This is a genomic window from Klebsiella sp. LTGPAF-6F (assembly GCF_001753185.1).
Classification (GTDB): Bacteria; Pseudomonadota; Gammaproteobacteria; order Enterobacterales; family Enterobacteriaceae; genus Klebsiella; species Klebsiella michiganensis.
On record NZ_CP017450.1, the window covers coordinates 5,150,312 to 5,173,585 of the forward strand.

Annotated in this window: 22 protein-coding genes; 9 read left to right on the forward strand and 13 right to left on the reverse strand. The window is 54.5% G+C overall.

From position 1 onward, the window contains the following. Positions 1-12 precede the first annotated feature (12 nt). On the reverse strand, positions 13-1,254 hold the full coding sequence (locus BJF97_RS24040) for an MFS transporter (RefSeq protein WP_014226685.1): 1,242 nt from the start codon (positions 1,252-1,254) through the stop codon (positions 13-15). A 240-nt stretch (positions 1,255-1,494) separates the two neighbouring features. On the opposite strand from BJF97_RS24040, the gene BJF97_RS24045 reads away from it, so the two are divergent. Further along, positions 1,495-2,490 carry a LacI family DNA-binding transcriptional regulator gene (locus BJF97_RS24045; protein ID WP_014226686.1) on the forward strand — a complete coding sequence of 332 codons (996 nt, stop codon included), beginning with the start codon at positions 1,495-1,497 and terminating at the stop codon, positions 2,488-2,490. Here BJF97_RS24045 and araE read toward each other — a convergent pair whose 3' ends face one another. Next, positions 2,491-3,909 (reverse strand): arabinose-proton symporter AraE, encoded by a 1,419-nt coding sequence (araE, locus tag BJF97_RS24050; protein WP_014226687.1) that lies wholly within the window; start codon positions 3,907-3,909, stop codon positions 2,491-2,493. 311 nt (positions 3,910-4,220) lie between these two features. After that, positions 4,221-4,982 (reverse strand): 2-dehydro-3-deoxy-D-gluconate 5-dehydrogenase KduD, encoded by a 762-nt coding sequence (gene kduD / locus BJF97_RS24055; protein WP_004124661.1) that lies wholly within the window; start codon positions 4,980-4,982, stop codon positions 4,221-4,223. A gap of 542 nt (positions 4,983-5,524) precedes the next feature. Here kduD and BJF97_RS24060 point away from each other — a divergent pair. Continuing rightward, a complete protein-coding gene (locus BJF97_RS24060) occupies positions 5,525-6,700 on the forward strand; it encodes an oligogalacturonate lyase family protein (protein ID WP_032694719.1) in 1,176 nt (391 codons plus the stop codon). A gap of 216 nt (positions 6,701-6,916) precedes the next feature. Here the strand turns inward: BJF97_RS24060 and BJF97_RS24065 are convergent, their stop codons facing one another. The 3 genes from BJF97_RS24065 to BJF97_RS24075 form a co-directional block, all read right to left on the reverse strand. Next, positions 6,917-7,612, reverse strand: coding sequence for a porin (locus tag BJF97_RS24065; RefSeq protein ID WP_032694720.1), 696 nt, complete (start codon positions 7,610-7,612; stop codon positions 6,917-6,919). A gap of 242 nt (positions 7,613-7,854) precedes the next feature. Next, a complete protein-coding gene (locus BJF97_RS24070; protein ID WP_014226690.1) occupies positions 7,855-9,033 on the reverse strand; it encodes an acetyl-CoA C-acetyltransferase in 1,179 nt (392 codons plus the stop codon). A gap of 130 nt (positions 9,034-9,163) precedes the next feature. Then, on the reverse strand, positions 9,164-10,036 hold the full coding sequence (locus BJF97_RS24075) for a LysR family transcriptional regulator (RefSeq protein WP_032694721.1): 873 nt from the start codon (positions 10,034-10,036) through the stop codon (positions 9,164-9,166). Between the two features lie 96 nt (positions 10,037-10,132). Between BJF97_RS24075 and BJF97_RS24080 the strand changes: the two genes are divergently transcribed. The 6 genes from BJF97_RS24080 (at position 10,133) to mrkJ (ending at position 15,483) form a co-directional block, all read left to right on the forward strand. Further along, the gene (locus tag BJF97_RS24080) at positions 10,133-10,594 is read left to right on the forward strand and encodes a multidrug/biocide efflux PACE transporter (RefSeq protein WP_009651689.1); all 462 of its coding nucleotides are present in this window, start codon (positions 10,133-10,135) and stop codon (positions 10,592-10,594) included. 136 nt (positions 10,595-10,730) lie between these two features. Continuing rightward, the gene (locus BJF97_RS24085; protein ID WP_032694722.1) at positions 10,731-11,960 is read left to right on the forward strand and encodes an amino acid permease; all 1,230 of its coding nucleotides are present in this window, start codon (positions 10,731-10,733) and stop codon (positions 11,958-11,960) included. 116 nt (positions 11,961-12,076) lie between these two features. Next, a complete protein-coding gene (locus tag BJF97_RS24090; protein WP_032694723.1) occupies positions 12,077-12,949 on the forward strand; it encodes an aldo/keto reductase family oxidoreductase in 873 nt (290 codons plus the stop codon). A 388-nt stretch (positions 12,950-13,337) separates the two neighbouring features. Next, entirely contained in the window at positions 13,338-14,039 is a 702-nt protein-coding gene (locus BJF97_RS24095; protein ID WP_014226694.1) for a flagellar brake protein, read from the forward strand. Positions 14,040-14,043: 4 nt separating this feature from the next. After that, the gene (locus BJF97_RS24100) at positions 14,044-14,628 is read left to right on the forward strand and encodes a helix-turn-helix transcriptional regulator (RefSeq protein ID WP_032694724.1); all 585 of its coding nucleotides are present in this window, start codon (positions 14,044-14,046) and stop codon (positions 14,626-14,628) included. 138 nt (positions 14,629-14,766) lie between these two features. Further along, positions 14,767-15,483, forward strand: coding sequence for a cyclic-di-GMP phosphodiesterase MrkJ (gene mrkJ / locus BJF97_RS24105; RefSeq protein ID WP_032694725.1), 717 nt, complete (start codon positions 14,767-14,769; stop codon positions 15,481-15,483). Between the two features lie 57 nt (positions 15,484-15,540). Here mrkJ and BJF97_RS24110 read toward each other — a convergent pair whose 3' ends face one another. The 7 genes from BJF97_RS24110 to BJF97_RS24140 all read right to left on the reverse strand — a co-directional run bounded on the left by BJF97_RS24110 (position 15,541) and on the right by BJF97_RS24140 (position 22,668). Then, on the reverse strand, positions 15,541-16,191 hold the full coding sequence (locus BJF97_RS24110) for a fimbrial protein (protein ID WP_014226696.1): 651 nt from the start codon (positions 16,189-16,191) through the stop codon (positions 15,541-15,543). Positions 16,192-16,205: 14 nt separating this feature from the next. Then, complete coding sequence (locus BJF97_RS24115; protein ID WP_004124708.1) at positions 16,206-17,201, reverse strand: fimbrial protein; 996 nt, start codon at positions 17,199-17,201, stop codon at positions 16,206-16,208. Next, positions 17,192-19,678, reverse strand: a complete 2,487-nt coding sequence (locus BJF97_RS24120; protein WP_032694726.1) for a fimbria/pilus outer membrane usher protein — start codon at positions 19,676-19,678, stop codon at positions 17,192-17,194. Before BJF97_RS24120 ends, BJF97_RS24115 begins: the two co-directional genes overlap by 10 nt. Positions 19,679-19,689: 11 nt before the next feature. After that, the gene (locus BJF97_RS24125; RefSeq protein WP_000820820.1) at positions 19,690-20,391 is read right to left on the reverse strand and encodes a fimbrial biogenesis chaperone; all 702 of its coding nucleotides are present in this window, start codon (positions 20,389-20,391) and stop codon (positions 19,690-19,692) included. 193 nt (positions 20,392-20,584) lie between these two features. Beyond that, entirely contained in the window at positions 20,585-21,193 is a 609-nt protein-coding gene (gene mrkA / locus BJF97_RS24130) for a type 3 fimbria major subunit MrkA (protein WP_001493056.1), read from the reverse strand. A gap of 402 nt (positions 21,194-21,595) precedes the next feature. Beyond that, positions 21,596-22,309 carry an ArsR/SmtB family transcription factor gene (locus BJF97_RS24135; RefSeq protein WP_014226699.1) on the reverse strand — a complete coding sequence of 238 codons (714 nt, stop codon included), beginning with the start codon at positions 22,307-22,309 and terminating at the stop codon, positions 21,596-21,598. 59 nt (positions 22,310-22,368) lie between these two features. After that, entirely contained in the window at positions 22,369-22,668 is a 300-nt protein-coding gene (locus BJF97_RS24140) for an antibiotic biosynthesis monooxygenase family protein (RefSeq protein WP_014226700.1), read from the reverse strand. A gap of 383 nt (positions 22,669-23,051) precedes the next feature. Here BJF97_RS24140 and BJF97_RS24145 point away from each other — a divergent pair, with 383 nt between their 5' ends. Continuing rightward, on the forward strand, positions 23,052-23,261 hold the full coding sequence (locus BJF97_RS24145) for a YdgH/BhsA/McbA-like domain containing protein (RefSeq protein WP_014226701.1): 210 nt from the start codon (positions 23,052-23,054) through the stop codon (positions 23,259-23,261). Positions 23,262-23,274: the final 13 nt, after the last annotated feature.

The following is a 23,274-nucleotide window of genomic DNA, read 5'->3' on the forward strand; positions in this document are numbered from 1 at the left end:
TACTCTTTTGATTCAGATAGCGGAAGTTTGCGGCATTAGCGGGTCCGAAGAGGACTTACTGGAGCGCAACAAGAAGATGGAGATAAAGGTGGTGCAGAACACCAGCAGTCCCATAATCAGATAGGACTGGGCGAAGCCGTATTTCTCATAGCTATAGCCAGCGAGCGGCGACAGAACCGTCGCGATAACCGAGCTGGTGCAGGCAAAGCCGACCAGATACAGCGTGGATGAAAGACGCTTGTCGAAGTTTAAGCTGTTGTATTTAAAGATAGATACCAGCAGTACCGGCAGCTCGACGGCGTGGAGCAGCTTGGTGATGGAGATCAGCAGCGGCCCCTCCACCAGCCCGGAAGCCACCATACGCATGGCCATCACCATTCCGGCGAAGATCAGGCCGTTTTTCGCGCCGACGCGGTTAACCAGCCACGGCGCGCAGAACATACCGGCGGCTTCCAGGAACACCTGGAACGAGTTCAGGTAGCCGTACATCGCGTTGCCTTCCTGCAGGGTCGGGAACTGGGAAGAGAAGTAGACCGGGAACTGCTGGTCATAAACGCCGTAGATGCAGGTGCCGATGACGAAGAAGACCAGCGCCCAAAAGCGCGGCAGGGTCAGCAGACGCAGGGCGTCTTCCAGCGTGACTTTACCGCCGGATACCGCCTCCTGCATGGCATGCGGCGCGGAAGAGACCCGCAGTCGCGCCAGTAGGAAAAAAAAGACCAGTCCGGAGCAGCTGGCCACCGCGAAGTTTAAGTGCGGGTTAATGTTGAACAACAAACCGGCGAAGAAGGTCGCCACCGCCCAGCCCAGCGAGCCCCACATCCGCGCCTTGCCGAATTCAAACTGGCTCTGGCGCGCGACGCGCTCGGTGTAGGATTCCAGCACGCCGATACCGCCGTTGAAGGTCAGTCCGATATAAATCCCGCCGAAGATGCTGCCGAGTAAGACGTTAATTTTGAGGAGGTAGCCAAACGCCATATAGGCCGGGCCGGAGAGGATCAGCAGTACGGTGATGTACCAGAGCAAATTTTTACGCAGGCCGAGTTTGTCCTGAATAAAGCCGTAGCACACCTGGGCGAAAAGCGCGGAGACGGAAAGCACTGAGAAGATAATTCCCGTATCCCCCGGCTTAAGTCCCACTTCCTGATGTAGCCAGATAGAGAGCAGCGAACCTGAAGAGGACCAGGTCACGAAAAAGAAAAAGAGTAACGCACTGAGTAACGGATAGCTGTGAGAGTGATGCGCTTTCATCATGACATTCTCATGTTGGAGTAATGCTATTATGGTAACGTTAACAAAAAGCGAAACTCACTTCGTTTTGTTGAGATTCATGATGTTAATCACAAAAGTTAACGTTAACATAAAAGGGATGAGATCTCGATCAAATATTCATCTTCTTCGCTCGCGCTACGTGTACGATAGAATATTGTATGATCCTTTTACATCAGTAACTTAGTTGACCCCGCTGCTGGCGGCAAGGGTGGAGCACTTAATATGGCATCTCTGAAGGATGTAGCAAAGCTGGCGAATGTCTCGCTAATGACGGTCTCCCGGGCGCTTAATAGCCCGGAAAGGCTCAAGCCGGAGACCCTGGCTCGGGTCCAGGCGGCTATCGAAGAGACCAACTACGTCCCCGACCTGTCGGCGAAGAAAATCCGCGGCGCTCACGCGACGCCAAACACCATCGGAGTACTGGCGCTGGATACCGTCACCACGCCGTTCTCGGTGGAGATTACGCTCTCCATCGAAGAGACCGCGCGGGCGCACGGCTGGAACAGCTTCGTGGTCAACATGTTCTCTGACGATAGCCCGGACGCTATCGTCGACCTGCTGCTCTCCCATCGTCCGGACGGCATTATCTACACCACGATGGGTCTGCGTCAGGTACCGCTACCGGCCAAGCTGTTAACCCTCCCCTGCGTGCTGGCCAACTGCGAAAGCCTGCACGACCCGGTGGCCAGCTATATCCCGGACGACGAACAGGGTCAGTATACGGCGGTACAGGCTCTGCTGGCCGCGGGCTATCGCCGGCCGCTGTGCCTGCATCTGCCGGCGAATCATCTGGCGACCGTCCGCCGCCGTCAGGGGCTGGAACGCGCCTGCCGGGAAGCAGGTGTTGACCCGGATACGCTTGCTCACTGCTATATGGCCTACGGCGATGAGCACTATCGCGATATTCCCGCTGTCGTGCTGGCCCATATTCAGCAGCGCAAGCCGCAGTTCGACTCGGTGATTTGCGGCAACGACCGCATCGCGTTTATGGTCTATCAGACGCTGCTGGCGCGCGGGCTGCGCATTCCGCAGGATGTGGCGGTGGTGGGTTATGACAATATGGTGGGGATTGGCGATCTGTTTTTCCCGTCGCTCTCAACGGTGCAGCTACCGCACTATGATATCGGGCGCCTGAGCGCCCAGCACATTATTAACGGCGACAGCCATCGGGAGACGGTAAAAGTAGCCAGCCCGTGGCTGCCGCGCGAGTCGTTGTAATTAATTGCCGATATTGCGCAGCTTCTCGCCGGACATCAGCCTGCGTTCAATATGCTCCAGGGTGACGTTTTTGGTTTCCGGGATCAGCCAGAACGTCACGCCGATAAAGGCGACGTTCAGCGCGGTGTAAAGCCAGAAGGTTCCTGCCGCTCCGATCGCGTCCAGCAGCGTCAGGAAGGTCGCGCCGATAATCATGTTCGACACCCAGTTGGTGGTGGTTGAGCAGGTGATACCGAAATCGCGGCACTTCAGCGGCTGAATTTCCGAACACAGGATCCACACCACCGGCGCGGCGCTCATCGCATAGCCGGCGATACACATCATGGTCATCCCCACCGACAGCCAGGAGAGACCGCTGGAGGCGGTGCCGTTATCAAACTGCATCAGACAGTAGCCCAGCACCAGCGTGCCGATGGCCATCACGCTAAAACCGATTTTCAGCGCCGGCTTACGTCCGGCCTTATCGACGGTAAAGACGGCGATAAAGGTGGCGAACATAAAGGTCAGGCCAACCACCAGGGTCGCGACCATCTGCTGTTCGGTGGTGGTGAAGCCCGCCATTTTAAAGATGCGCGGCGCGTAGTACATGATGATATTCATACCGGTAAACTGCTGCATCGCCTGCAACAGCATGCCGAGGAATACCGCCCGCCGCACGTTGCGGTTGACCTTAAACAGCGCCCAGCCGCCCTGCTTCAGCTTCAGGCTTTCGCGGATCTCGTTGAGCTCGTCACGGGCTTTTTCTGACGTGTCGCGCAGCATCCGCAGCACCTCTTCCGCTTCCACGTGACGCCCTTTTTCCGCCAGCCAGCGCGGGCTGTTCGGCAGGAAGATCACCAGAATAATCAGCACCACCGCCGGCAGCGCCAGTACGCCAAGCATCGCCCGCCAGTTGCCGCTGTAGCTGAACGCGGTGTCGGAGAGAAACGCCATCACGATACCCAGCGTCACCATCAGCTGATACATGCTGATCATCTTGCCGCGCACGTTTTCGCTCGCCATTTCCGACAGGTACAGCGGCGCGGTATAAGAGGCGATCCCCACGGCGACCCCGAGAACGATCCTTGCCACCAGCAGCATTTCGACGCTGGTCGCAAACGCGGAGCCCACGGAGCCGGCAACGAACAGCACCGCGCCCACCATCAGGCTGTATTTGCGCCCGAGGCGGAAAGAGAGCCAGCCGTTAAATAACGCGCCGATGGCGGCTCCCAGCATCATGCTGCTCACCACCCACTCCTGCAGGCGGCTGGATAAAACAAAATGGTCGGTAATAAAGGGCAGCGCCCCGGCAATCACCCCGATATCGAGGCCAAACAGCAACCCTGCCACCGCGGCGGCAATGGAGACAAACTGATTCATGCGCCGGGTATCGCGCTGCGTACGCGGCATGGTTGTAGAGTCGTGACTGAGAGTGGTCATTTTTTTCCTGCCAGACGAAGTAAGACATACGATGAAACTACGGGATCGGCGGCGTAAGGTGTCAGGCAGGACACGCCAAAGATATGGATTAAGTTGCTACAGGCAATGGTTTTGTGATGGACATTCAACTTTCAGAAGAGCAGAAAATAAGCATTTCATCTTCAACAACCCCTGTTACATATAGATACTTACCTCAAAAACAAATAAACCATATGGACTATTTCAGTTTCATCATATGGACAATTGTTATTCAGACATAAAAAAACCCTGCCGAAGCAGGGTTCTATTTTGCGCTGATAACGCGGCAAATATTAGCGCGCCAGCCAGCCGCCATCCACCGCGACGGTGTAGCCATTGATGTAGTCAGAAGCGCTGGAGGCCAGGAAGACCACCGGCCCCATCAGGTCGCTCGGCAGACCCCAGCGTCCCGCCGGGATACGGTCGAGGATCTCGCTGCTGCGCTGTTCGTCGGCGCGCAGCTGCTGGGTATTGTTGGTCGCCATATAGCCCGGCGCCAGCGCGTTGACGTTGATGCCGTGCTTCGCCCACTCGTTCGCCAGCAGACGAGTCACGCCCATCACCGCGCTTTTTGACGCCGTGTAGGAAGGTACGCGGATCCCGCCCTGAAAAGAGAGCATCGAGGCAATATTGATAATCTTGCCGCCGGTACCCTGGGCAATAAAGTGCTTCGCCGCCGCCTGAGACATAAAGAACACGCTCTTAATGTTCAGGTTCATCACGTCGTCCCAGTTTTTCTCGCTGAATTCGATCGCGTCTTCGCGACGGATCAGGCCGGCGTTGTTAACCAGGATGTCGATATGGCCGAACTCCGCCACCGCGCGCTCCAGCAGCTGCGGGATACCGTCAATCTGGCGCAGATCGGCGGTCAGGCTGAGAAAACGACGGCCCAGCGCCGTGACGCGCTCAATAGTTTCCGTCGGTTCAACAATATTGATACCCACGATATCGCAACCGGCTTCCGCCAGGCCCACCGCCATGCCCTGGCCCAGACCCGTATCACAACCGCTCACCACGGCTACTTTGCCCTGCAGGGAGAATGCGTCGAGAATCATACTTGGTTCCTTAATCTTTCAGAGCCTGTGTAGGTACAGGCAAGGTTCTGATAGTCCAGCCTGCGGCTTGTGCAGACCCTTATGGTTTGAAGAACTCGCAGGGATTGCCCCTTCTAAAAATAAAACAGAGTTCCGTTTTACAGTGAGGACATCTTAGCCCTGGCTAAATTCATTTTCAATTATTATTAAAACATCGTTTCAATTTTAAGGCTGTTAAATGTTAAAAATGCAAAACAGATCACGAAGCGGTGATTGATAAACCGTGAAATTCCTATTTAATTCAATAAAATACAATGAGTTATTCAAACTTTAAAAAAAGACGGCGGATCGAAAAAAAACGGCAGGAAAACAAAGAGCGCGGGGATGCCGGCCGTACTGTCAGCAAAAAAGCGCGATCTATAGCAAGAAGTTGTTGCGAATTGCGTCCGTCATCACAAATAATGAAACGATGTTTTGATAAATTAACACCCATCTTTTAAATCTACTTCCACTGGCCGGTCAACGCAGGCGGGCGACATCTCAGGAAGGAAAAGGAGTACATCATGGCTAAAGGCATGCGGGTTAAACTGAATTATGACGTCAGCCGCGATCCGGACACCGGCGCGGAGATCACCCGCTTAACCCCACCGGAAGTGACCTGTCATCGTAACTATTTCTATCAGAAGTGTTTTTTTAACGATGGCAGCCACCTGCTGTTTGCCGGCGAATTCGACGGCAACTGGAACTACTATCTGCTGGACCTCGCAAAGGCCGAGGCGGTACAGCTAACGGAAGGCGCCGGTGATAACACGTTTGGTGGTTTCCTTTCTCCGGATGATAAATCCCTTTATTACGTGAAGAACGACCGTACGCTGCTGGAGGTTAACCTCACCACGCTGCAAGAGCGTGAAGTGTATCGCGTCGCCGATGACTGGGTGGGCTACGGTACCTGGGTGGCCAACAGCGATTGCACCAAACTGGTTGGCATCGAGATTGCCAAAAACGACTGGACGCCGCTCAACGACTGGCAGATTTTCCACGATTTCTTCCACAAAGGCCCCCACTGCCGCCTGCTGCGCGTCGACCTGCAAACCGGCGAAAGCAGCGTGATCCACGAAGAGAGGAAATGGCTGGGCCATCCGATTTATCGTCCGTTTGATGACCATACCGTCGCCTTCTGCCATGAAGGGCCGCATGACCTGGTCGATGCGCGGATGTGGATGGTAAATGAAGACGGTAGCAACGTGCGTAAAGTCAAAGCGCATGCGGAAGGCGAAAGCTGCACCCACGAATTCTGGGTACCGAACGGCTCCGCGCTGGTGTACGTCTCTTATCTGAAGGGCCAGCAGGGCCGGACAATTTACAGCTTCAACCCGGATACCGGCGTTAATGAAGCGGTGATGCAGATGCCGGCCTGTTCGCATCTGATGAGTAACTTTGACGGCACGATGCTGGTTGGCGATGGTTCCGGTACCCCGGTGGACGTCAAAGACACCAGCGGCTACACCATTGATAACGACCCGTATCTGTACGCTTTCGATGTCGCGAAGCAGGCCTATTTTCGCGTTGCGCGTCACGATACCTCCTGGGCAACCGTGGCCAATAGTCGCCAGGTTACCCACCCGCACCCGTCCTTTACTCCGGACGATAGCGCCATTTTGTTCAGCTCCGATAAAGACGGCAAACCTGCCGTGTATATCGCGAAGCTGCCGCCCCAGCCTGAGATGCTGAAGGCATAGCGTTAGCCACTGTTTGAGTTAGTGTTTCTGTAACTGGCCTTGCCCTCCTTTCGGAGGGCTTTTTTATGCCCGGCGTTTTCCCCGGATCGCGCTGCGCTTATCCGGGCTACATTCCGTGCCGATGGGGCGCACTGCGCCGTTCCGGGAAGAGGGATTAATACCAACGGAAAACCCCGGCTGACCGCTCCGGGGTAAACGATGAGGACATTTTTTAAGTTAGAACGAGTAGGCAACACCTACGCGGAAACGGGTCTGGCGGTCGCTGCGATCGTTGACGCCAACGTTGCCGAGCTCGCCGTACGGCGCCCAGTTTTTATCCAGCTTGTAGGCAACCTTGAGGTTGTACTCCTGCGAGTACGGTTTGTTGTCGTTGCGCTTAACCCCTTCGGTACTGCGCGCATAAACGTAGTTCAGCTCCGTACGCCAGTCGCCGAAGACGTAACCGGCCCACGCATCGCCGCGGTTAACTTTGTCATCCTCTTTCCCTGCATTCGCCGGGTAGCGGGTATAGTCGTAACGATAGCGGGCGGCGACGTAGAAGCCATTATCGAAGCTGTACTGCACGCGCAGGTTTGGCTTGTAGATCGAGCGGCTATCGTTACTTTCAATATTGAACCCCGGCGTGACCGAGAAGTTTTTATTCGCCTTCCACTGCCAGGTAATGCTCTCTTCATGACCATTACCGACGAAATCTGAATAAGGCTGGCTGGTGTTATCGCCGCCCGACTTCCACTTCGCCTCAACGGAGAAGCCAAAGCCGTTAGCGAAACGATGGGAGACGGAGACGCGGTCGGCGTTGCTCTTATCCGATTTGCCGCCGTCAATGAATTCGTGACGTAAATCTACCGTGACGGCTGAAGCCGCGAAAGACATGCCACAGAGTGCAGCAAGGGCCAGAGATCTTGCGAACATAAATTACCCCTCATAATTAAAATATCGTTTCGTTTTTATAAAACCGTATTTTATTTTTTAGGCAATAATGTTTTAGTGATCGCGATCGTAAATATTTGTTTCAAAAAAGGTGGCACAGAAAGACGTGACAACGCTCAACAAAATAGCGCGTCAGAAAGGAATTTTTGGCAGGGTAACGCCTGGCGGGAAGCAAAAAAAAGCCTCCACAGGGAGGCTCAGTTAACGCATATATCAGAAAGGGCCTATTCGCGTTCAACCGCCAGCGCCACGCCCTGGCCGCCGCCGATGCATAGCGTGGCCAGCCCTTTGCGGGCATCGCGTTTAATCATCTCGTGCACCAGGGAAACCAGAATGCGGCAGCCGGAAGCGCCAATCGGGTGGCCCAGCGCAATGGCGCCGCCGTTCACGTTCACCCGCCGTTCGTCCCATTCCAGTACCCTGCCCACCGAAATGGCCTGAGCGGCAAAGGCTTCGTTGGCTTCGATAAGGTCGACTTCATCCAGCTTCCAGCCCGCGCGTTCAAGGCAGCGACGGGTGGCATGGACCGGCGCGATCCCCATCAGCGCCGGATCGACGCCCACGCTGGCAAAAGCGCGGATCCGCGCCAGAATCGGCAGCCCCAGCTCCTCGGCTTTAGCTTCGCTCATCATCATCACCGCCGCCGCGCCATCGTTAATGCTTGAGGCATTGCCGGCGGTGACCGAGCCCTGCTGGTCAAAGGTCGGCAGCAGGCTGGCCAGCGCTTCTGCGCTGGGGTCGACGCGCGGCTGCTCATCGGTATCCACCAGGCGCGGAGTACCGTTGAGTTCGCTGGTCACCGGCACGATTTCATCGCGAAAGCGTCCGGAATCAATCGCCCGCCGCGCTTTGTGCTGCGAGCTAAGCGCCCACGCATCCTGCAGTTCACGGCTGATGCCATACTCTCGCGCCAGGTTCTCCGCCGTCACGCCCATATGGTAGTCGTTAAACGCATCCCACAGGCCATCGTGGACAAGGCTGTCGATAAGCTGGCTATTGCCCAACTGGGCGCCGGTACGGCTGTCGGTCAGCACGTGAGGGGCGCGGCTCATATTCTCCTGCCCGCCGGCGATCACTACGTCCGCTTCGCCGCACTGAATCGCCTGGGTCGCCAGGTGCAGCGCCTTCAGTCCGGAACCGCAGACGTCGTTGATGGTAATAGCAGAAACGGTATTAGGCAGCCCGCCGCGGATCGCCGACTGACGCGCCGGATTCTGTCCGGTTCCTGCCGTCAGCACCTGGCCGAGGATCACCTCATCAATACTTTGCGGATCGACGCCGCTGCGCTCAACAAGCGCCTTCACCACCACGCTGCCCAGCTCCACCGCCGAATGACGCGACAGCGCGCCCTGAAAACAGCCGATTGGCGTTCGCAACGCGCCGACGATTACGACATCTTTCATCCTCTACCTCTGCTCCGCCTCTGCGCAAAGAAACAGCATCATAGTAGTGAATTGTTATCAAAAATTTTCGCAATTGTTTAAAAAAAGTGAGGGGAATCACAAAGATCGTCGGCGATGGCAAAAATGGCCCCTATTCGCGCCCGTGCCCCTGCAGATGCTGACGCAGCCAGCTTCCCGCTTCTCCCGGCGGCGCCTTTTTATTCCACAGCAAATCGGTGGAGATCATCCGCGGCCAGCCGGCAATATCCAGCGCCACCAGGCTTCCGCTCCCGGCGAACTCCTCCACCAGCGCGCTGGGCAAAATACACCATCCCAACCCCTGCGCCGCCATGCTGAACAGCAGCAGATAGTTAGGCGCCGACCATACCAGACCGCGCGCCGGTTCCGCCGTATTTTCCAGATAGGTGCTCAGGCGCAGCTCGCGCCAGCTGAACAGCTCATCGCGGGTGACGCTGCCCTGGGCCGCCAGCGGGTGCCGGGGCGCCACGAAGATAGCCATTTCGGTTTGCATCGGCAGCCGGATACTGCCTATCTCTGTCGGGTAGCTGTCCCTGGCCTCAATCAGCCCCACCTGCGCCCGCTCCTTTTGCAGCAGATCGATAACGTCGTCGTCTTCACCAATCAGGCACTCAAATTCGGTGTGCGGAAAACGACGATCGAACTGCGCCAGCAGATCTTCCAGCACATCGGGATGCAGCGTATCGGAGAGCACAAAGGTCAGACGCGCTTCGGTGTTGCCAGACAGCGAAATGGCCAGCTCATCCAGCCTGTCGCTGGCCGCCAGAATCGCCTTCACGTAGCTCAACACCTGTTCGCCCTGCGGCGTGAGCGTCGGCTGTCTGGAGGTGCGATCGAACAACGTCACGCCAAGATCGGCTTCCAGGTTGGCGATTGCGGTGCTGATGGCGGACTGGCTTTTGCGCAGCCGCCGCGCCGCGGCAGAGAATGAACCGCAGGCCACGGATTCGACAAACGCGGTTAAAGCTTCGGGAGAATAGCGCATGAACTATCTACTTTATCGATGGATACTATCTTTTGTTTATCACATTTATCCATAAAATGCCGGGTAATTTCATATAAAGACCGGAGGCAACAAGCCATGCAACAAGTCAACGCCCAGCGCAAAACGCTGACGGAACGGGTAATCCACGCGATAAGCTTTGAAGGTCTGGCGACGCTAATCCTCGCCCCAACCGCCGCATGGCTCATGCAGCGTTCGGTCGTTGAAATGGGCGGGCTCAGTATCCTGCTCGCGACGCTGGCGATGGTCTGGAACATTATCTATAACGCCCTCTTCGACCGGCTGTGGCCGGTAACCCGGGTCGTCCGTACCCTGCGGGTCCGCGCGCTGCACGCGATCGGCTTCGAGTCAGGCTTTATTATTATCGGCGTCACGATGGTCGCGCTGGTGCTGGGCGTTTCGCTGATGCAGGCGTTTATGCTGGAAATCGGCTTTATGCTGTTCTTCCTGCCCTACACCATGGCCTTTAACTGGGTCTGGGATATGCTGCGCGAGCGGGTCATCAAGGTTCGCCAGCAGCGGATCGCCGCCCGCCAGTAATCTTTAGCAAAGCGCCCGGCCGGTAACGGGCGCTCCGCGGCTTCATTTCTTCGCCAGAAACTATCGCCACAGCCCACGCATAAATGTGCTAAATTGCACTCCTTTTTGTTCGTTTTCTGGTTGATAAAGTCGCATAATGTCTAAAATTTGGTCTAAAGAAGAAACTCTCTGGAGTTTCGCCTTATATGGCACTGCTGTAGGCGCTGGCACGTTATTCTTGCCGATCCAACTGGGATCCGCGGGCGCTATCGTTCTGTTCATCACCGCGCTGGTCGCCTGGCCGTTAACCTACTGGCCGCATAAAGCGCTGAGCCAGTTTATTCTCTCCGCCAACATCGCCCCGGGCGCAGGGATCACCGGCGCCGTTAATCACTATTACGGTAAAAAGATCGGTAACCTGATTACCGGCCTCTATTTCCTCGCCTTTTTCGTGGTGGTGCTGATCTACGCTGTCGCCATTACGAACTCGCTCGCGGAGCAGCTCTCCAGACATGTGCCCATCACTTCTCAGGTCAGGGCGCTGCTCAGCCTGGGCGTGGTGCTGGTGCTGAATCTGATCTTTTTAATGGGCCGCCACGTCACGATTAAAGTCATGGGCTTTTTAGTCTTCCCGCTGATCGCCTGTTTCCTGTTCCTCTCCATCTATTTAATGGGGAGCTGGCAGCCGGCTTATCTGACCAGCCAGATGCAGCTGACCCCGCATACGTTCCACCAAATCTGGATCTCGATTCCCGTGATGGTTTTCGCTTTTAGCCATACGCCGATCATATCGACTTTTGCTATCGATCAGCAGGAGAAATACGGCGAGCAGGCCATGGGTAAATGCAAAAAAATCATGAAGGTGGCCTACACCCTCATCTGCGCCAGCGTGCTGTTTTTCGTCTTCAGCTGCCTGCTGTCGATACCGGCGGGCTATATTGAAACCGCCCGCCATCAAGGGGTCACTATTCTTTCCGCCCTGTCGATGATGCCGGGGTCGCCGGCGTGGCTGGCGATCACCGGGATTATTGTGGCGGTGGTGGCGATGTCGAAATCGTTCCTTGGCACCTATTTTGGCGTGATTGAAGGGGCCAGTGAAATCGTCAAAACGTCCCTCGCCCAGGCGGGGATTCGTAAAAGCCGCGCGTTTAACCGGGCGATGTCGATCCTGCTGGTTTCGACGCTGACCTTCGTGGTGTGCTTTATCAATCCCAACGCTATCTCAATGATTTACGCCGTCAGCGGCCCGCTTATCGCGATGATCCTGTTCATCATGCCAACCCTCTCGACGTATCTTATTCCGGCGCTGAAGCCCTACCGCTCGGTAGGTAGCTTTATTACCCTGGTTGTCGGTTTGCTCTGCGTGTCGGTGATGTTTTTTAGCTAATCCTCTCCGTGCGGCGAGTCTTTTCCTCGCCGCACGTTCTGCCAACATTCTCCCCCCACCAATCTCCCTGACGGACATACACTTATCCCTTGCACACCAAGAAAGCAGGGGTTTATATGTCCAGCGTAAAATTATCCGGTACTGCGACGTTAGGCGATCGTCAGGTTTATCGTCTGGGATACGGGGCGATGCAGCTTGCGGGGCCCGGCGTCTTCGGCCCGCCAAAAGATCCGCAAACCGCTATCCGCGTACTGCAGGAAGCGGTCGAGTCGGGCGTCAATCATATTGATACCTCCGATTTTTACGGTCCACACGTGACTAATCAGCTCATTCGCCAGGCGCTGCATCCCTATTCCGCCGATCTGTGCATCGTCACCAAAGTCAGCGCTCGCCGCGACGATAAAGGCAACTGGCTGCCCGCGATGTCGCCCGCGGAGCTCACTGCGGCGGTGGAGGACAATCTGCGCAATCTGGGCCTCGACGTGCTTGAGGTGGTGAACCTGCGCAGTATGCTCGGCACGCATGGCCCGGTTGAAGGTTCGCTGGAGGGGCCCTTAACCACCCTTCTGGAGCTGAAAGAACGCGGGTTGATTCGCCATATCGGGCTGAGTAACGTCACCGCCAGACAGATGAGCGATGCGCAAAAACTGACGCCAATCGTCTGCGTTCAGAACCAATATAACGTGGCGAACCGTCAGGATGATCCGCTGATCGACGAGCTGGCGGCGCAAAATATCGCCTGGGTGCCCTTTTTCCCCCTCGGCGGTTTTACCCCGCTTCAGGCCCGGGAGCTTAACGACGTCGCCGCTTCGCTTGACGCCACGCCGATGCAGGTGGCGCTGGCCTGGCTGCTCCAGCGCTCGCCGAATATCCTGCTCATTCCGGGCACCTCCTCGCTACAGCATCTGCACGAGAATCTGGCCGCCGCGCAATTAACGCTTCCACCAGAAGCGTTAGCCATTCTGGATAATCTCCAGCCCCACTCCTGATTTCAGGCTTCTGCGGATCGATATTCGCAGAAGCCTTCTCCTCAATATTTGCCTGGAATTACCTTAACGCCACTGGCACTATACATCCTACAAATTAGGCGTTATCCGCTTTATTCTCTTACGGATAACCCTATGCAAAGCATAGATTTAAACTTTTTCGACTGGCCTCCTAAATGGAGGCTTCTGTCGTTTTTGTCTCGCCAAAATTTTCGAACTCTTGATTACAGGAAAAACAATATCTCATTCAAAGTTTATACAAATCAATTTAGCTGCAAAGATAGCTAACAACATCAAATGCTCATAAAAACATCTGGTTAACACAATCAGAATGTTTGTATTGCTATATAAAAAATCGACCACACACAATAACAATTTACAAGGATTTCACATGACAGAGGGAACGATAAAGACGAGTAAGTATGAAATTATTGCTATTTTCAGGGAAGAGCTCCGAAAGCAGGCGGAGATAGAAGTTTTTGTTAATAACAAAAGCACTATTACCCAGCTAACGCGGGTAGATTTTGCCGAGTTTCATATCTCCACCACCAGCAAAATCCCCGCGGGGCATAAAGTTAAATTTATTCTGCATAGCGATTCAGGGAAAATCGAGTTTTGCTCTACGCTAAAGAAAAGCTATGCCGGCGGTGAAGGGAAATGCAGGAAGGTCGCATTTACCTTACCGGAGTGTATCCAGGTGGTACAACGCCGGCGCGATCCCCGATTCCGTCTGCGCCACGAGCACGAATTCTTCTGTCACGGCCGACACAAAAACGGAGAAAACTATCTATTCGAAATCAAAGACATTTCGGACGGCGGTTGCGCGCTGATGACCAGGAGCCCCAATCTGAAATTCCTCAGCCATAACGCCATCCTCAAGAACGCTATCCTCGCCCTCGCTGAATATGGCGAAATCACCGTAGATTTAGTTATAAAAAATGTTGTTATGGTGACTTTAGATGATAACGAGAAGTCAGATAGCTACTACCAGATCTCCTGTCAGTTTAAATTTCGCCATCTTGATAACAAGAAGCGAATAGAAAAAGTGCTGCTCGACTTGATTATGGAAGCCAAGAGAAAAAAGAGAGTCTGAACCATTGGACAGTATATTACTTTACACTGATGACAATATCATCGGGCAATCAATCCATGATTATATGATTGATCGCGCCAGGGATATCACCACCCTGAAATTTCAGGATATTGTGAAAGGGGTCAGCGCCTCCCCGGCAGCCACCGTTATTATCAATATCATCCACAAAGATATCTCTGCGGCCACAACGGTCGCATTACTGAACACTTTGCGCAAGCGCCTGACGCATTGCGCGCTGCTGGTGCTGATCGTCAAAAGCGAGCTGTCCAGCCTGTTCCGGGAGCTGCTTGATCTGGAAAACCTGTTGATTCTGACCGAAAAATCCTCGCTGGCAGATTACTCAGCCATCATCAGCAGGCCCTTAACCGCCGAGGGCTGCCAGGGGCTATGCACCCGCCGCAAGCTGACCGCCAGGGAACTTCAGGTGCTGGAGTTAATTATTGCCTGCAATAACAGTAAAAGGATTGCGGTGCTTCTCGACATTGATCATAAAACGGTCCACAGCCATAAGGTACATATTATGAAGAAACTCGGGATGAATAACTCGCGAACAATGAACAAAAGCATAGTCAATATGTACCAGTGCTAAAACCAAAAATATGTGGGTGACCAATCAAAACCCGATAATTTATTGGCGATAAGCCATTAATAATCATTCCCATAGGTAGAAAGGTCACCTATAATATTCTCCTCTCTTTACCTCTGACCTGATTTTTGACGAGAGATAATGAACGCAACTCTTTTTTCCAGGCATAATTTATCACGTAGCGATATATCCGTTCGTTATGTCTTTCAAAAAATGTTTTCCCCAAAAGGTACGCTCGTCGCCGTTGAGTGCCTGAGCCGCTTTGACCACCTCTCTATATCGCCGGAAAACTTCTTTCGCTACGCCAATACGGGACTACGCGAAAGCATTTTTATGGAACAGCTGGCGCTTATTGAAAAACATAAACAGTGGTTTAAGCAAAATGCTATCTCGGCGACGATTAATGTTGATGACCATATACTTAACGTATTGCAACGCCCGGAGATTAAAGCGCTCGTCGACCAAATCGGCTGCGTCCATTTTGAAGTGACCGAGAATTCCCATAATCTTTTGAATAATGCTCTCGCAACCTGGAATAACCCGCAAAGCACTACGCTCTGGCTCGATGATTTTGGCTCTGGCAACGCCGGTATTCACGCTATTCGCGACTATCACTTCGATTATGTCAAAATCGATAAAGACTTCTTCTGGCTTTTAATGCAAAAAGATTCCGGTCGTCCGTTAATGGATGCCCTCGTCACTTTCCTTTCCCGCAACCACCATAATGTGATTATTGAAGGTGTAGAAAGCGAAGCGCATAAGGCCTGGTTGCAGGGCATGGAATGGTTTGCTATTCAGGGACACTACTGGAAGGAAGTGAGCATTGAACAATTGGTCCAGGAAGATATCACCGCATAAATAAATGCCGGATAACTCCGGCATCAAATGTCATACTCGCGCAATACCCTCTCCCCTTCAATTATAAACGAGCTCCCATGTTGCCCAACTGGTCAACGGGCCGCTGGTTGCTTTTTCCGGCGCGGGGGTCACGTAGCCGATGTAATAGGTAAATACGCCGCCATCGACCGCTTTTTCGACCAGCGGCACCCGGTTTTGCAAGGGGTCGGCCGGGACGATTTTATTACTTTTATCGAGGGTATTATTATCATTGGTCGACAGCGCGAGGAAAATATGGCTGGCGCCGTCCGCCCGCGTATTCCTCAGATAGCCAGCATTTTCATTGCCCACCGCATTGACCGTAAAGCCGTCAACCCAGCGGACGTTAACCAGGCGGATCTCGTCTTTATCCGCCGCGCCGCCGTCGTGACGCAGCTGGCAGTTCGAGAGTTCCAGCGTAAAAGGCTGCGGCTTCATAAATGCCCCGGCGCCGCGATCGTGTACTTCGGCCAGGCTGACCGGCGCCAGCCAGACGCTGCCGCTCCCCGCGTTGTTGCCGCCGTTCAGCGCCACGCTACAGGAGATATCCGTCACCCGTCCGGCAAAATCCACCCGCCCTCGATCGTAGTTGGTCTCAAAACCCGACGCCGGGGAGGCCATCAGCATCCCGCCGATCAGCGCCAGCTGAATGAGTCGTTTGCTATTTTTATATTGTGCTGAATCACGCATACCCGCCTCCCGAATTAATCGTACGTCAGGTTAAAGATCATGTGCGACTCCACCTCACCGGTACTGGTGGTCGGCGCATATTGATAGAAACGCGCATGCAGAGGCAGGGTGATGTATCGGGTTTCTTGCGTGCGCAGCGTACCGACGCTGTATTTCTTGTTGAATTCCAGCGGTACGCCCTCTTTCAGGACCTGGATACCAATTCCTTTCGCCAACGAGGAGCCGGATTTTTCGTTCAGCAGCGCGCCTCGGCTCACCGTGGTGCCGGTAGCCAGCGTGCCGGAGAAAGAGGTCTGGATATTGGCGTATCCCGACTCGCTTAACCCGCCGCTGCACTGCAGCTCAATATTAAAATCCTTTCCGCCCGCGGTGGTGCCGACGCCGTTGAGATCGCTGCGCTTGATGGTGCCGACATCGACGTTCATATTTTTGCCGCTCAGGATGGTACATGAGGGCGATACCACGGTGATGGCGTTGGCGCTCAGGCGGGTTTCGAGGATCGGGTTATTGCCGTTCTCCCAGTCGTAAGAGGTGTACTTACCTGCCGCCAGGGTTCCGCTGCCGGTCACGCTCGCGGTTTTAATCACCTCCAGCGTAAAGCGGGAGCCTTCCAGCGAGTAATTCGTGGTCCGGCTGACGTAGCTGGAGAACGTGTCAGGGTAGATAATATTGACCGTCGCCCCGCCGCGGCTGAACCGCAGGCCGATCCCGGGCACGTTGGTGGAATAAATTTTATTTCCCAGATCGGTCGCCCCGGGGGCGACGATTTTGGCCACAAAGCGGTTAGTGCCGCTGCTGCAGCTATAGCTGGCCCCGCCCGGCGCCGACATGGTCCAGTCCCGGGACACGATCACCGAGCCTACCGGCAGATCCGGCGGAACCACCACCCGGCCCACAACCATGTCGAGGCTAACCGTCGGCTGCGACAGGCGCGTACAGTACGCCCATGCCGACGTGGTCCCCATCGCCATTAAGCCAATAAAAAGCGTCAGTTTTTTCATTAGCGACATAGCGTTTCCTTTGTTTTTTCCTGACTTAATTCCACCGAGCACTGTCCGCCGCTCCACTTAACCGTGGCCTTCGGCGCGCTGGCGTCGCTGATAAACATCATGCTGCCCTGGCCCACCACGCCGATCTCTTTCCCGGAGGGGTTGTAAATCGTGGCGGCGAACGGTAGCGGCAGACCGTTTGCCTGACGCGCCTGCAGAGTGACGTTGTTCTGCAGCGTGGTATCGAAGGAGACCTTGACCACGCTCCCTTCCCACGGCACCACCTGCGCCACGGTACTGCCGAAGGCGACATCGTCGTTGCTGCCTTTCGGGTCAATTTCAACGGAATTTATCCGGTAAGGCCGCAGATACGGCAGAATGGCGTAGCCGTTGCTGTCGATGCGGGTACCCGGCGAGCCGGGCAACATCGCGCCCGCGGCGTCTTTCGCTTCGATCAGCGCCATGGTGGTGCCGCTTTCCGGCGAGAATACGACGCCGTGCTGATGCGCGATCAGCGTCCCGCTGGCGCCTACGCCGCTCTGGCGATAGCCTTCGCCCTGGCTATAGCTGCCGTTCAGCGTGGTCCACGGGGTACGGTAGCTGCCGTTCAGCGCCACATCGTGCTGGCCGCCGGTCGAGGTCGTGGTCGACACGCCGTAGTTGAGGTTGTTTTCACTATCCAGCGAACCGTTGACGCCAATCTGCGAACTGGCGAAGCGTGAGTTATTAAACGCGGTATTCGACGTCAGGTTAGCCGTACGGTTTTCACCGAACCACAGCGGGTAGCTAAAGTTGAGTGACACGCGATCGTCGCGACGGTGGCCGGAGCTATCCGGGGTATAGACGCGCTGGGCGCTGACCGACCACGAGAGCCGACCGTACATGTTGTTGTAACTAAACTGGTACTGCTTCTCCGTTCCCGAACGGTTCCAGTAATCCGCCACCCGGCCGCTCAGATAAAAACCGCCCCAGCCGTCCGGCAGGTTCTGGTTGACGGTAAAGGTCATCCCGTTTTTCTGGCGCCACACGGTGTAGTTGCTGTTGTAGTTCTTCTCCCGATCGACGGCGTAGAGGGCGTCGTTCAGGTTGTAGTAGCCTTTGGTGGAGTAGCGATACGCCGCCAGCACGATGCTGGTCTGGGTTTCGGTAAACATGCGGTTAAAGGTGGCGCGATAGCTTTGACCGTGCTCGTCAAGGGTATCGCTCTTCAGCCGCGAGTGAGTCACGTCGAATGAGAGCGCGCCGATGCCGGTATTCATCCCGGTCCCCAGCAGGAACGCCTGATAGTCATCAAATCCGGTGACGCCGGTATAGCCGGTAAACAGGTTATTTAAACCATGCTGCCAGGTTCCCTGGTAGAGCATCGGTTTATTACGCAGCGAACTATCGTCGACTTTACCGGCGGAGAGCGCGTAGCGGGTCATCCCCGGACGCAGCAGCTGCGCTACCGAGGCGTAAGGTACGCTGAATACCTCGACCGAACCATCGGCCTCTTTAACCGACACTTCAAGGTCGCTACCGTAGCCGGAAGGATAGACATCCTGCAGGGTAAACGGCCCCGGCGGCACCGTGGTCTGATAGATAATATTGCTGCCCTGGCGCACCGTCACCAGGGCGTTGCTTTGCGCCACGCCGCGAATTTCAGGGGCGTAGGAGCGCATGCCGTCGGGAAACATATTGTCATCGGTCGCCAGGTTAACCCCGCGCAGGCCGATGGTGTCAAAGAACTCGCCGTTGGTAAAAATCTGCCCGCCGCTGACTATCGAGTTAATCTGCGGAATCGGCCGCTGCAGATAGGTCTGGTTGCTGTTCCAGTGCGCTTTCCCCTGCTGCTGCTGCCAGTTCAGGTTACCGATATGCTTGAGCAGCCAGCCGTCCCACGACAGGCCCGCGTTAACGCCAAGATACGCGCTGCTGTTATCGGAACCGTTGGCCGAGGAGATATGGCTGTTCCAGGCGTTGGCCATCCAGCCTAAATTCAGCGCCGCAACGCCTTTATCCCAGAATTGCGGGCTGACAAAGTTTTTCAGGCGCTGATCTTCGTAGATTTGCGGTACGGCAATATCCAGTCTCAGGGAGGACTGAATCAGCGTGTCTTTGACGTTATCTTCGTGACGCCACTCCTGCAGGCGTCCGCAGAAGCCCTCTTTTTCGCTGAGCTGCAGATTTAATTTTTCCGGCGAAATCCCATACTGCATCAGCATCGCTTTGGTATAGCAGACGCCCATTTTGCCGTCTTTACCGGCGGTGATTTTCAGGTCGTAGCGCCCTTTCCATTCGCCGTTAGTATAGACATCAAGGGAGTAGACGCCCTCGCTGATAGCGCTGGTCGAGAAGCGCGACAGGTCGACCTTTTCGCGACTGCCGACGATAAAACCATCGTTAAATTGATAGATCGTTCCCGGGTTTTCCTGTCCGCTGGAAAATGGCGGAAAGCAGCACAGCGCAACCGCAATAGCCGTGCTTAATCTTCCCGGGCAGATTGACCTCTGCTTCATGATCGTTTCCCTTATTTGACGGTAACTTTCACTGCGACATCTGCACCATAATCATTAATGTTGTTAACGGTCAGGGTCTCGCCTTTGCTCACCGCTGAAGAGAGGGCGATGGTCTGGCTGGACTGCGGGGCAAACATGACCGTTTTGCTGTTGAGCGCTTTGCCGCCGTTACGGGAGATACGGCTTACGGTGATATAAAAGGGCGTTGGGTTACTGACGGACAGGCTGCTGCCGTTAGCGGAGAGCGCCAGTTTTTCTGCCGCAGCGTCGCGATTGCCTAGCCCGGCAGGGCGATAAATAAACTTAAAGCGCGAACGAATCGCCAGCTGCAGAATATTTTGCCCTTCGTTTTTCTGGCTGGCCTCAACCGGCGGTATTTCCAGAAGGTTCAGCCACCACAGCGTCTCTTTATCTTTAGCCAGCCCTGCATTACTGCCGAGCTTAATACGCAGGGTTTGACCGCTTTTCGCATCAACGCGGGAAATAGGCGGCGTGATAATAAAGGGGGTCGTAATGGTATCCGGCGTCGCGTCGGCATTACCGTTATCCAGCCAGGCTTGCGCCAGCGCCGGACGGTCGGCGGTGTTAGAGAGCTGCACCGTTATTTCTTTTTCATTTCCTGGATAAATAAAGCGGGTACCGTTAACAATAATATTATTGGCATGGGCCGCAAAACTAAAAATGAAACAGAAAAAAAGGGCAATACGCTTCATGCTGACCTCAGAATAAAAAAATAAGCGGCAGCAGTGGCCGCTTTATTATTGTTGTATACCCTGAATAATTCGAATTGCAGAAAGGCGGCCAGAGAGTGACTGGGGTGAGCAAACGTCGCCAACGCCTGTGCCATTCGAAGTATGACGGGTATAGACCGCCCCGGCGCGAGGCGGCTTTATCTCTCAGTCGATATTACTGATAAGTAATTTCGTAAGTCGCGTAGCTGTTAACCACACCGGTGGTAACCGTGGTCGGGGTGCTGGTCGCGTAGCCGACGTAGTAAGTGAAGCGCGCGCCATCCTGAACGGCAGAGGCATCACCGGCCGCTTTAGGCTGGGTGCTGTCGCCCGGGATGATTTTGTTGGTCAGCGCGGTGGCGTTATCGGTGGAGAGAACCAGCTGGATATTCTGCGCGCCGGCGGCTTCGGTGTTAGCCAGGTAGCCCTGCTGTTTAGCGGTTGCGCCCGCCAGCAGGTTACCGCCGGTCCAGTTCACGCCCAGTTTGCTCACATCATCCTGTTTGGTGCCATCAGCCGCCTGGCAGTCAGAAACATCGATGGTGAAAGATTTCGGTTTCAGATAGGTATCCGCCGCGGCAGCTTTAACTTCCGTTAAAGTCACTGGTGACAGATAAACGTTCGCATCGCTGCCCTGGCCGTTTACGGAAACAGTACAAGATACGTCGGTAACTTTACCGAAGAAATTAACCTGACCGCCGCCTACATTGGTATCAGCAGCATTTGCCGCAGCCATACCAAAAAACGCAGTTGCCATTGCAGCAGAGAGAAGAACCTTTTTCATTGCCATTTCCTTGTCAGAGTGAATTAAGTATCAATGAGCAAACAGTTAATACGCACAAAAGTCAGAAGCGATTTGCGATGCTCACTTTTGCAACTGTTAATAGAAACTTCGACTGACCGGAAGCCGCAATATTTAAGGCGTCAGGAACGAACCCGATAAAAGAATTCGTCAAGGCTGTCGGCGTCAAAGAATGCTATTTTTCGCTGACAAATATACATATGTTCACGAGCTGTTAATCAATGTAACAGATAGCTCACAACTATTAATTACTGGGGATTGATAGCAAGAAACAAAGCTATTGTTATTTACACTGAAGGGGAAAAGACGATATGGAATTAACAAGATAGCAACCTATAGTTGCATAAAAGGTTATTTCTCTACAGAGAGAACAATCCTAATCCGTCAGCAATCCCCCTTTTTCGTCAGTTGAAAATGCAGATACAACGCGCGCCACCCTGCCGGCGTAATCGTCACTTCGCGAAATCCCGCGGTAGTGCTAAACCAGCCGTTCTCCAGACCGTGCTGCAGCAGCGCCGCGCCCGCCGCTCCCCCAAGATGAAAGCGTCGTTCGCTCCAGTCCAGACAGCCGCAGCAGGCTTTGCGCCGGGAGCCGCGCTTCACCACCACTCCCAGCCGGGCAAAGTGCGCTTCCCCGGCGAGCGTCAGCGCCGTTCCGTCAGGCGTTATCCACGCTTCACGCTGCAGAAAATCATACAGCGATACCGCCACTTCTCCGGCCAGATGATCGTAACAGGTGCGCGCCAGGCGCAAATTGACCGGCGTGCTGGTTGCGAGCGCCACCGCGCGCTTGCCGGCCATGGTCATCATATTCTCCAGCAAACCGGCGACATCGCTACCGGCGAGGCGGTAGTAGCGATGCCGGCCCTGAGCAAGGCAGATTAATAAACCGCTGTTGACCAGGCGGCTAAGATGCGCGCTGGCGGTCGAAGGGGAAATATCGGCGACGGCAGAAAGCTCGGTCGCCGTCCACGCCCGGCCGTCCATTAAGGCGCACAGTATCTTCAGGCGCGAGGCATCCGCCATCGCCGACGCCACTGCCGCCATCGCTTCGGCCAGGGACTCATCGTCTTCAATTAGCTCAACAGGTTTTAACATAGTGCCTCGCTTATTTTCCCTAACCACAAACAGCAGCCAGAGTACCGGGGATGGGCAGGTTAAGCACGATATTCGCGCAGCACCTGAGCCACCCGAATGTGATAACAGGCGAAAATGCTCTCCCGCCCCTCTTTCTGCGCAGCCTGATGGCAAAGGTTGCGTTTCCACGCCTGCACCGCTTCCTCATCCCGCCACCAGGAGAGCGACAAAATTTTCCCCGGTGTGGTCAGGCTTTGGAAACGCTCAATGGCAATAAAACCGTCAATATTGTTCAGCAGCGGCTTCAGCTCCGCCGCCAGCGCTAAGTAACGTTCCTGACTCGCCGGAGTGACCTCGGCTTCAAAGAGTACGGCAATCATCCCATTGTCCTCACGCAATCTGTGTGAGGGTCACTGTATCTTTTCACCCTGGCTCAATGCTTCGTTGACGGGCGAAATATCGCCGCTTTACTTGCTCAAAAAACAGCCAATGCATTCACATTAAAAATGATTAATCACGCGAGGCGAGAAAACTGCGCGGCTGTTGAGATCGTTTTCCACGGCGAAAGAGACGCTGCAGAATAAATTATCTGTTTGTTTTTCTTGGAAATAAAAAATTAAAATTTAGGTATTCGTCATCATACCGTCACAAAAGTGTGATCTAAATCGCACTTTTTGCAACGCGCGTTATAGTTAGCAGACTTATTATAAGTCCATCGAAAGCAACAACGCTTTCCACCATAAAAGTTAAAAGGACAAACACCATGAAAAACGTAAAATTACTTGCCGCTGCCGGTATGCTGTCTCTGGTCTCTTTCGCTAGCTTCGCTCAGCCTGTTAGCGTAACCGCTGATACGCTGGACAACGCCGAAGCCAAAATCGCCGCCATTGCTAAAGACCAGGGCCAGTCTTATCACATTACCGAAGCGTATACCGGTAACCAGGTTCATATGACCGCCGAGCTGTCTAAATAACCGAATGGTTGCA